Annotated in this window: 7 protein-coding genes; 2 read left to right on the forward strand and 5 right to left on the reverse strand. The window is 33.8% G+C overall.

All coding sequences use genetic code 11. The annotated features are described in order from the left end of the window. Positions 1–128: 128 nt before the first annotated feature. Positions 129–230 carry a monothiol bacilliredoxin BrxC family protein gene (locus Q0Q96_RS10620; RefSeq protein ID WP_293875178.1) on the forward strand — a complete coding sequence of 34 codons (102 nt, stop codon included), beginning with the start codon at positions 129–131 and terminating at the stop codon, positions 228–230. Between the two features lie 43 nt (positions 231–273). On the opposite strand, the gene Q0Q96_RS10625 is transcribed toward Q0Q96_RS10620, so the two are convergent. The 4 genes from Q0Q96_RS10625 to thrA form a co-directional block, all read right to left on the reverse strand. Next, positions 274–1,467 (reverse strand): hypothetical protein, encoded by a 1,194-nt coding sequence (locus tag Q0Q96_RS10625; RefSeq protein ID WP_293875180.1) that lies wholly within the window; start codon positions 1,465–1,467, stop codon positions 274–276. A gap of 30 nt (positions 1,468–1,497) precedes the next feature. Next, on the reverse strand, positions 1,498–2,784 hold the full coding sequence (thrC, locus tag Q0Q96_RS10630) for a threonine synthase (RefSeq protein WP_293875182.1): 1,287 nt from the start codon (positions 2,782–2,784) through the stop codon (positions 1,498–1,500). Positions 2,785–2,796: 12 nt separating this feature from the next. After that, on the reverse strand, positions 2,797–3,723 hold the full coding sequence (locus Q0Q96_RS10635; RefSeq protein ID WP_293875184.1) for a homoserine kinase: 927 nt from the start codon (positions 3,721–3,723) through the stop codon (positions 2,797–2,799). An 89-nt stretch (positions 3,724–3,812) separates the two neighbouring features. Beyond that, positions 3,813–6,260, reverse strand: a complete 2,448-nt coding sequence (thrA, locus tag Q0Q96_RS10640; RefSeq protein WP_293875186.1) for a bifunctional aspartate kinase/homoserine dehydrogenase I — start codon at positions 6,258–6,260, stop codon at positions 3,813–3,815. Positions 6,261–6,651: 391 nt separating this feature from the next. Between thrA and hutH the strand changes: the two genes are divergently transcribed. After that, positions 6,652–8,154: a histidine ammonia-lyase gene (gene hutH, locus Q0Q96_RS10645; protein ID WP_293875188.1), complete on the forward strand. Its 1,503-nt coding sequence runs from the start codon at positions 6,652–6,654 to the stop codon at positions 8,152–8,154. 240 nt (positions 8,155–8,394) lie between these two features. On the opposite strand, the gene Q0Q96_RS10650 is transcribed toward hutH, so the two are convergent. Next, positions 8,395–8,937 (reverse strand): DUF4382 domain-containing protein (locus tag Q0Q96_RS10650; protein ID WP_293875190.1); only part of this gene is annotated, 543 nt, incomplete at its 5' end.

An 8,937-nucleotide genomic window follows, 5' to 3' on the forward strand; every position in this document is an offset into this window, starting at 1 on the left:
AGTTTGTGCTCGAAAGTTACTTTTTGATAGCCTTCTTTTCGACAGGCTTGATTTGTTGTTGTTTCCATAGGATACTAAAAGTGTTTAATTTTTAGTCAACCTATTTTAGGACGATTCATTTTGGTGTGGTGCATCAATCGCCGCAAGTTATTGTTATCAAAGACGGAACTACAGTTTACAATGTTTCACATGAGGGAATTGATGCTGGTAAATTAGAGCAGTTTGTTTGACGAGCAGTTTTGTGGCAACTATCTCAACGAAAGAATTTCCTTTTTACCTTCTGAATTTATTGCGTACGATGATGTCTTTTAGTTTCGCTTTTAAATCATTTGCTGTATCAAAAACCATTTGTTCGTTACTAGGGAAGGGCAAAGGTCTTTTATCAAAATTAGAAAAATAGTTTTCTTCGCAAGCACGTTTATCCCCTTTGTAAGTTGAATACTTATTAGAGAAAACAAATTCGCTCGCTAAAGGAAATGTTTCTATAAGCTGATTATTTTTGAGGTTGACATAATCTATTTTAGCTTTTATTTGACACGATTTTATCTGTGAAAATTCATAGATACTTATTCGAATAGTTTTTAGATTATCTACTTTTATAGGATGACCTAAACTATCTTTTACGACATGATTATTTGCATCTAAAAGATTTTTTACGCCGTCTTTGATTTGTTTTTCTTTGTCAAATTGTCTTTCTTTGACTTGTTCGGGTGTTATATTTATTTCCCGAAAGTTGACAATTAATCCATAATCGTAGTCAATTCCTTTTTGTTTGTTGTTGTTGTTGTTGTGATAAACTGTCCATTTGTCGTTTAAACCGTAAGTGCTAATATCTAGTAAATCATTTTGTAAACGAACGGGGATTACCATATTGGTTTCGTTTTTTGCGGTCACATTTACAAAATCTGTTCCTTTGAATTTGGCTTCGTCAGTCAATCTAGCAACATCTTTGAACCCCGGATTAATGCTTTCTAAATATACTAAATCATCATAAGCGCGACGAATTACCATTTTATCTTTATTGGCTAACAAGGCTTTTGAATTGTCGTACAAATATTTTGATAGCGCATTTTTGCTGCTTACAATAGCGTCGGAATACTCATCAAAAGGAAAAATCGCATCGCGACCTTCTTTCAATAATTTTAAAGGCAGCAAAGGACGAATTTGTTCTTGACGGTAATTTAATTGTACATAAGTGGAGTATATTTTTTCTAAATTTTGGGGATTTGCATCTTTGAACCAACCTTTAATATCACGCAAATCGCGCTCTTTAGCTTTGGCAAATGCTTCTTCTAGTAGATAAACATAATCTTGTTTGCCTTTGGTATTTTTATTACCATCCAAGCCATCAACAGCTTTTTTTATAGCCGCATCATATTCGCCCGAGGTTAGTAAATTTCGAGTTTGGCGCACGCCACAGCCAGAAAAAACTAATAACAAAACCAGAAGAGAAGTAATTTTTTTCATTAATTAAGGAGTTTACACAAATATAAAAAATCAAGTAAGATATTGTTGAAAATCTTGATATGTCTTAATCTTGATGCTTACTTTTTCTTTGCCCAAAACACTTTCAATTTGTTTTGGTATGGGTAATTTTAGATTTAACAAAGGTTCCACAATATCTAAAAATTTAATTGGATGCGCAGTTTCAAGGAATACGCCGATGAAAGTTGGATTTTTCAACATTTGTTTTTTCAATCCTAAATATCCCACGGCTCCATGCGGTTCTGCAATGTATTTTGTTCTTTTATAAATATCTTTTATAGTACTTTCTGTTTCGGAATCAGTGAAAGTATACGATGAAAAATCCTTTTCAAATTCGTTTAAATCGTTGTTGTATAATTCTTGAATTCGAATAAAATTGCTTGGATTGCCAACATCCATAGCATTTGAAATTGTGGCTACAGATGGTTTTGGGTCGTAATTCCCTTTTTCTAAAAATCTTGGAACGGTATCATTTGCATTGGTCGAAGCTACGAAATGAGCGATGGGCAAGCCCAATTTTTTTGCCAAGATTCCAGCACAAATATTCCCAAAATTCCCACTGGGACAGGACAGAATGATAGGTTTGTTGTATTTTTTCAACTCTCGATAGGCAAAGAAAATATAAAACATTTGAGGCAACCATCGTGCAATATTAATAGAATTCGCTGAAGTTAAGTTTTTGTGTTTCAAACTTTCATCCATAAAGGCTTTTTTAACCATATCCTGACAATCATCAAAAACACCATCCACTTGTAAAGCTTTAATGTTTTGACCCAATGTGGTAAGCTGTCTTTCCTGAATATCACTCACTTTCCTAGATGGATATAAGATGATAACTTCTACATTTTGAACACCCAAAAAACCACTGGCAACGGCACCACCTGTATCACCAGAAGTGGCTACTAAAACGGTGTTTTTTATATCTTTATCTTTATTGAAATAGGCTAAACAACGCGACATAAAGCGTGCTCCAACATCCTTGAACGCCATTGTAGGTCCGTGAAAAAGTTCTAATGAAAAAACATTATCCTCCACACGAACACAAGGGAAATCAAAACACAAGGTTTCTGTAATTATTTGTTTTAATTTGGTTTTTGGAATTTCATCGCCAACAAATTGTTTAATTGCTTCAAAAGCAATTTCTTCGTGTGAAAGCTTATCAATAGTAGCAAAAAATGAGTCGGGTAGTGGCGTGATGTTTTCAGGAAAAAACAAACCTTTGTCGGGTGCTAAACCAGCTACCAAAGCTTCCTGAAATGTAACTTTATGTGATTTGTTGTTTAAGCTATAGTATTTCATAATTCGTAATTCCTAATTCGTAATTATTTTAGTTCCTTCATCATTCAGTTTTGAAATATGAATATCAAAAGGAATATTTGTGTCAGCATAGGCATTACTCATGCTTTTGGCGACAGAATTGGCAATGATTTTTCCTTTGCATAAGGCAAATATAGATGGTCCAGCACCAGATATTCCAGCACCTAATGCTCCGCTCTGTAAAGCATTTTCTTTTACTTTATCAAAATTGGGAATTAAATGTTTTCGTGCTGGCTCAACGATAACATCTTGTAAAGAACGACCAATGAGTTGATAATCGTTAGTGTACAAACCAGCAATTAATCCTCCTAAATTTCCCCATTGTGTAATAGCCGATTTCAGGGAAACTGTTGGTGATAAAACCGCACGAGAATCTGAAGTCTTCACTTCAATATGTGGATGCAAAACCACTGCATAAATTTCAGAAGGACTTTCTATTTTAATAACATCTAAAGGATTGTAGCCGCGAACCAAGGTGAATCCTCCTAAAAGGCATGGTGCAACGTTATCAGCATGTTCGCTTCCGCTGGCAACTACTTCGCCTTTCATGGCAAAGTAAACTAGTTCGTGTTTGGTAAATGGTCTGCCTAAAAGCTCGTTGATGCCAAAGACTGCTCCGGCTGCACTAGCCGAACTGCTTCCGATACCACTTCCGGCTTTGATTTTTTTGTAAATTTCGATTTCAAAACCGAATTCGGAATTTGTAGCATTTAACAAAGCTACTCCAGCAACTCCAGCAACATTTTTTTCGGTTTCAAATGGCAAATCGGCACCAGTAATTTGGATTATTCTTATTCCTTTTTCAGCAACTTTCCGGATAATCATTTCATCTCCAATGCCTTCGAGGCACAACCCCAAAACGTCAAATCCACAATTGAGATTGGCGATAGTGGCAGGGCAGAAGATTTTTATTTCAGTCATAATGTCTTAAAGTCATAACGTCATAAAGTTTTTTGAATGTTGACAGGCAAGTTATAGTAAGACTTTCGACATTCGACTTTAGGACTAAATTATACATTACCAATTCTAATTACATCAGCAAAAATTCCCGAAGCTGTGACTGCTGCGCCGGCACCTGCGCCTTTTATTATTAAAGGTTGATCTACATATCTATCTGTGTAGAATTCGACTATATTATCTTTTCCTTCGAGATTGTAAAACGGACTTTCTTTGGGAATAAATTGCAATCCAACGGATGCTTTTCCGTTATCAAATTTGGCCACAAACTTTATACGGCTGTCCTTTGCTTTTGCTTCCGCTAACAGCTTATTAAAATGTGTATCATATTTGATTAACGATTTAAAGAAATCTTCGTTGTTGGTTATCTCCATGCATTCTTTTGGTAGGAAACAATTGTTTTCAATTTCTTCAATATCCATTTTATAACCGCTTTCGCGAATAAGGATTAATATCTTACGAGCCACATCGATACCGCTTAAATCAATTTTTGGGTCAGGTTCTGTAAAACCCTGAAAACCTGCTTCTTTTACAACATCGTGAAAATTATAAGTAGCACTAAAGTTGTTAAATATGAAGTTCAAACTTCCTGATAAAACAGCTTGAATTTTATTGATTTTATCACCTGATGCAATCAAGTGTTTCAGCGTATCGATGATTGGTAATCCTGCTCCAACATTGGTTTCAAATAGGAACGGCGCATTGTATTTTCGGGATAGGTTTTTAAGGTTTTTGTAATTCTCATATCCTGAAGAGCAAGCAATTTTATTACAGGTGACAACGGCAATATTTTCGCTTAAGAATTGGCTATAAATGTTAGCAATATCATAATTTGCGGTGATGTCAACAAAAATACTATTGCGTAAATTCAAGTTTTTTACTGTGGTAATAAATTTTTCTACGTTTGCTTTTTCGCCGTTGTTTACAGTTGTTTTCCAATCGTTTAGGTTTATTCCCTGTTCATCAAAAATCATATTTCGGGAGTTTGACAAAGCAATTACCCGAAGATTTATTTTTAGATTTTCCTTTAAGAATTTCTTTTGTTGGCTAATTTGGTCAATAAATTTTTCTCCCACATTTCCAATTCCCATTACAAATAAATTTAGTTGTTTGGTATTGTCTTCAAAAAAACGTTCATGCAAGGTGTTCAGTGCTTTTTGAACATCTTTTTCATTGATTACCACAGAAATATTTCGTTCCGACGCACCTTGTGCAATCGCTCGAATATTCACATTATTTTTACCCAAAGTGCTAAACATTTTACCACTTATCCCCTGATGGTTTTTCATGCTTTCGCCCACAAGTGCAACGATGCACAACTCATTTTCGATGCTGCAAGGGTCAATTTTACGTTGTGCAATTTCAAGTTCAAAAGCTTTGTCAATAGCTGCTTTTGCTTTGACGGCAACATCATTTTGGATACCAATACAAATGGAATGTTCTGATGACGCTTGCGTGATAAAAATCACGTTGATGCTTTCATTAGATAACACTTCAAACAAACGCTTTGAAGAACCAGCAACACCAATCATCCCAGAACCTTCAAGGGTTAGCAACGCAATATTGTCAATGTGAGTAATTCCTTTAATTGGATTTTCAGATGCGTTTGGATGATTTGAAATCAGGGTTCCGTAAACATCTGGTTCAAAAGTATTTTTAATAAAAATGGGGATGTTATCTCTCAAAACAGGCTGTATTGTGGGCGGATATAAAACCTTGGCACCAAAATGTGATAACTCCATAGCTTCTTGATAGGAAATGGTTTCTATCGGTTGCGCTTGTTTTACAATTTTTGGATTAGCCGTAAACATACCGTTGACGTCTGTCCAGATTTCAAGTACGTTAGCTTTTACTGCTGCCGCAATAATTGCTGCAGTATAATCAGAACCACCACGACCTAATGTTGTTGTGTTTCCATCAGTGGAAGACGCTATAAAACCTGGAAATAATACAACTTGTAAATCATTTTTTTTAAAATAATCACCAATCAGTTTATTCGTAATGTCAAATTCAACACTTGCTTTCCCAAAGTTGGAATTCGTTTTTATGACTTCTCGACTGTCTTTAAAAGTGGAATTATTTACTTTTTGTTTTAGAGCAACTGCAATAATTTGAGAGGACAATAATTCTCCAAAACCAGCTACTATATCAGCGGTTCTGCTTGATAATTCGCCTAGCAAATAACATCCATCTAGTAACGTTTTCAGGTGATTGATGTGGCTGTTTATCGTATTTATGATATCACTTTGATCGCTCAACGTAATCAATTCGTCGATGGCGTCTTTATGTTTTTTATCTATTTGACTGATTATATCTTTATAATTTTTGTCTTTAGAAGATGCGGTTTTACCTGCTAAAATAAGTAAATCTGTAACGCCACTAAATGCAGAAACAACTACAGCCAGTTTGTCCTCTTTGTTTTTATTGGTGATTATGGCAATTGTTTTTAAAATATTTTCTGAATTGGCAACAGATGTTCCGCCAAATTTTAATACTATCATGATTTTAATTATGAATTATGAATGGTGAAAAATGATTTTGTTTTTTTCCTAAAGTCTAAAAAATAGGATTATTTGAAATAATTATATCCTAGAGAAGGTTGAAGTTTTTCACTCATCAATAAATATTGTTACAATTATTATATACAAACAAGTTTTAAAGCTTTTTGATGTTATTACTCATTGTTTTCCAAAAATAGTATTTTTTGAATAGTAAAAAAGTTTTTAGGTTATTTTTATTAAAATCATATTTTTAAAAGATTGTATAAAATATAATACTCTTTTTTTCTTCTTATGTCAATATTAGTTAATGATTCCACAATAAAATAGTGATGACAAAACTTGCTTATTAACTATGGTTTATTGAATTTTGAGCACAATTTGCAAACAAAAAATGGAAAACATACATTACATCAGTACAGAAGTTCTGGGTTTAGAACAGTTACGGATAATTATTTCGCAACATAAAACGCTATCACTTTCAGAAGAAGCTAAAGTAAATATTCAAAAATGCCGTGATTATTTAGATAAAAAAATGGCAAATAACAATAAACCAATTTATGGGATTAATACGGGTTTTGGATCATTATGTAATGTAAAAATTTCTGATGATAAGCTGACACACCTACAAGAAAATCTGGTAAAATCACATGCTTGTGGTATTGGTGATGAAGTTCCTACTGAAATAATAAAGATTATGCTGTTGCTCAAAATTCAATCTTTGAGCTACGGGCATTCAGGGGTGCAGTTATCAACTGTAGAGCGATTGATTGATTTTTATAATAATGATATTTTTCCAGTAATTTATACACAAGGTTCGCTAGGTGCCAGTGGCGATTTAGCTCCGTTGGCACATTTGTCTTTACCATTATTGGGAGAAGGAGAAGTGAATTTTAAAGATAAAAAAGTACACTCTTCGTCCGTTTTAAAACAGTTTAACTGGCAACCTATAGTTTTGCAATCCAAAGAAGGTTTGGCATTGCTCAACGGAACACAGTTTATGAGTTCTTACGGCTGTTACATCCTCTTGAAAGCCATGAAATGTTCTTATTTTTCGGATGTGATTTCGGCAGTTTCATTAGAAGGATTTAATGGAAGAATTGACCCATTCGATGAACTGATTCATGAAATTCGTCCTCACAAAGGTCAAATTGTAACTGCTAAACGAATCAAATATTTATTAGATGGAAGTCAAATTATTTCTCAATATAAAGAACATGTTCAAGACCCGTATTCGTTTCGTTGCATTCCGCAAGTGCATGGTGCTACGAAAGACACAATCGATTATGTAAAAAAAGTATTTAAAACTGAAATAAACTCTGTTACTGATAATCCTAATATTTTTATAGAGGAAGATGTTATAATTTCGGGTGGAAATTTTCACGGACAACCCTTGGCATTGGCTTTAGATTTCTTGTCAATTGCGTTATCCGAATTAGGAAGTATTTCAGAAAGAAGAACTTATCAATTAATTTCGGGATTACGAGGATTACCGGCTTTTTTAATAGACAATCCAGGATTAAACTCTGGACTTATGATTCCTCAATATACTGCTGCAAGTATTGCTAGTCAAAACAAGCAATTAGCAACTCCAGCTAGTATTGACAGTATTGTTTCTAGTAACGGACAAGAAGATCATGTGAGTATGGGAGCAAATGCTGCAACAAAATGCTTAAAAATTATAGAGAATGTGGAACGTATTTTGGCCATCGAATTATTGAATGCTTCTCAAGCAATTGAATTTAGAAGACCTTTACATTCGAGTGAATTTATAGAAACGTTTTTGAAATCTTACCGAGAAGAAGTTCCATTAGTAAAAGAAGACCGAATTTTACATTATGATATTCAAAATTCTGTTGCGTTTTTGAATAGTTTTATAGTAGAGTTGGAAGAGTAACAAATCGTAGTAGGAAACATTTGTAGATTATTTTGGGCTATTTTTTCTTTCATCTATTCATTACTATATCATGAGTTAACCTAATTATTTAATTATTTTAGTTCATTCGGTTACTGTTATTTTTTTTAACATCCATAGAGCAAGTTTTCAATTAGCATATTACAATAAAAAAAATCACCTGTAAATTACTTTACAAGTGATTTTCTAGTAACTATAATAATAAAGGAATATTATAATTTATTATAAAGCAATAGCGCCAACATTTGTCGCTACTCCAGCGGCAACCATTACATTTAATTGCGTGACAGGAAGTAGTGGTAATACTGGTGTAACTTTAAATGAGTAGTTTCCAGCTGGAAGACCAAGTATTTGAAATTGACCCAAAGCATTTACATTACTTGAGTAGATTACGTTTGCTGATGAAGTAGCAGTAACTGTTGCTAATGTCCCAACGGGCGTGATAGTTCCTTTTATACTTCCTACCGTTGTAACATCTACAGTTCTTAAAACTGGTTTTAATTTGTAAGTTCCATTTCCTGTTTCAACTATCGAACTGTTAGCATCAAAATCAATCAAAATTTCATTTTCTACATTTTCTAATAATGTTTGGCTTACATTAATTTTTAATCCTGACTGTTCAGCACTTGGTGTATCTAGCGGATAGACAACGCCGTTTACTTTAATAGTGTTGTTGGAACCTAGCAAAAGACGTATTTGTGATGCTTTTACATTTCCCATGGCACTCGTGGCAATAACGGTGCTTAAACCATTGGATAAATCAAG

The sequence above is a fragment of the Flavobacterium sp. genome, assembly GCF_025352015.1.
Classification (GTDB): domain Bacteria; phylum Bacteroidota; class Bacteroidia; order Flavobacteriales; family Flavobacteriaceae; genus Flavobacterium.

What these genes read in the sequence shown, in the direction of transcription:
- hutH (WP_293875188.1), top strand. Translation starts at nt 6,652, where the DNA reads ATGGAAAACATACATTACATCAGTACAGAAGTTCTGGGTTTAGAACAG.
- thrA (WP_293875186.1), bottom strand. Translation starts at nt 6,260, where the DNA reads ATGATAGTATTAAAATTTGGCGGAACATCTGTTGCCAATTCAGAAAAT.
- thrC (WP_293875182.1), bottom strand. Translation starts at nt 2,784, where the DNA reads ATGAAATACTATAGCTTAAACAACAAATCACATAAAGTTACATTTCAG.
- Q0Q96_RS10635 (WP_293875184.1), bottom strand. Translation starts at nt 3,723, where the DNA reads ATGACTGAAATAAAAATCTTCTGCCCTGCCACTATCGCCAATCTCAAT.
- Q0Q96_RS10625 (WP_293875180.1), bottom strand. Translation starts at nt 1,467, where the DNA reads ATGAAAAAAATTACTTCTCTTCTGGTTTTGTTATTAGTTTTTTCTGGC.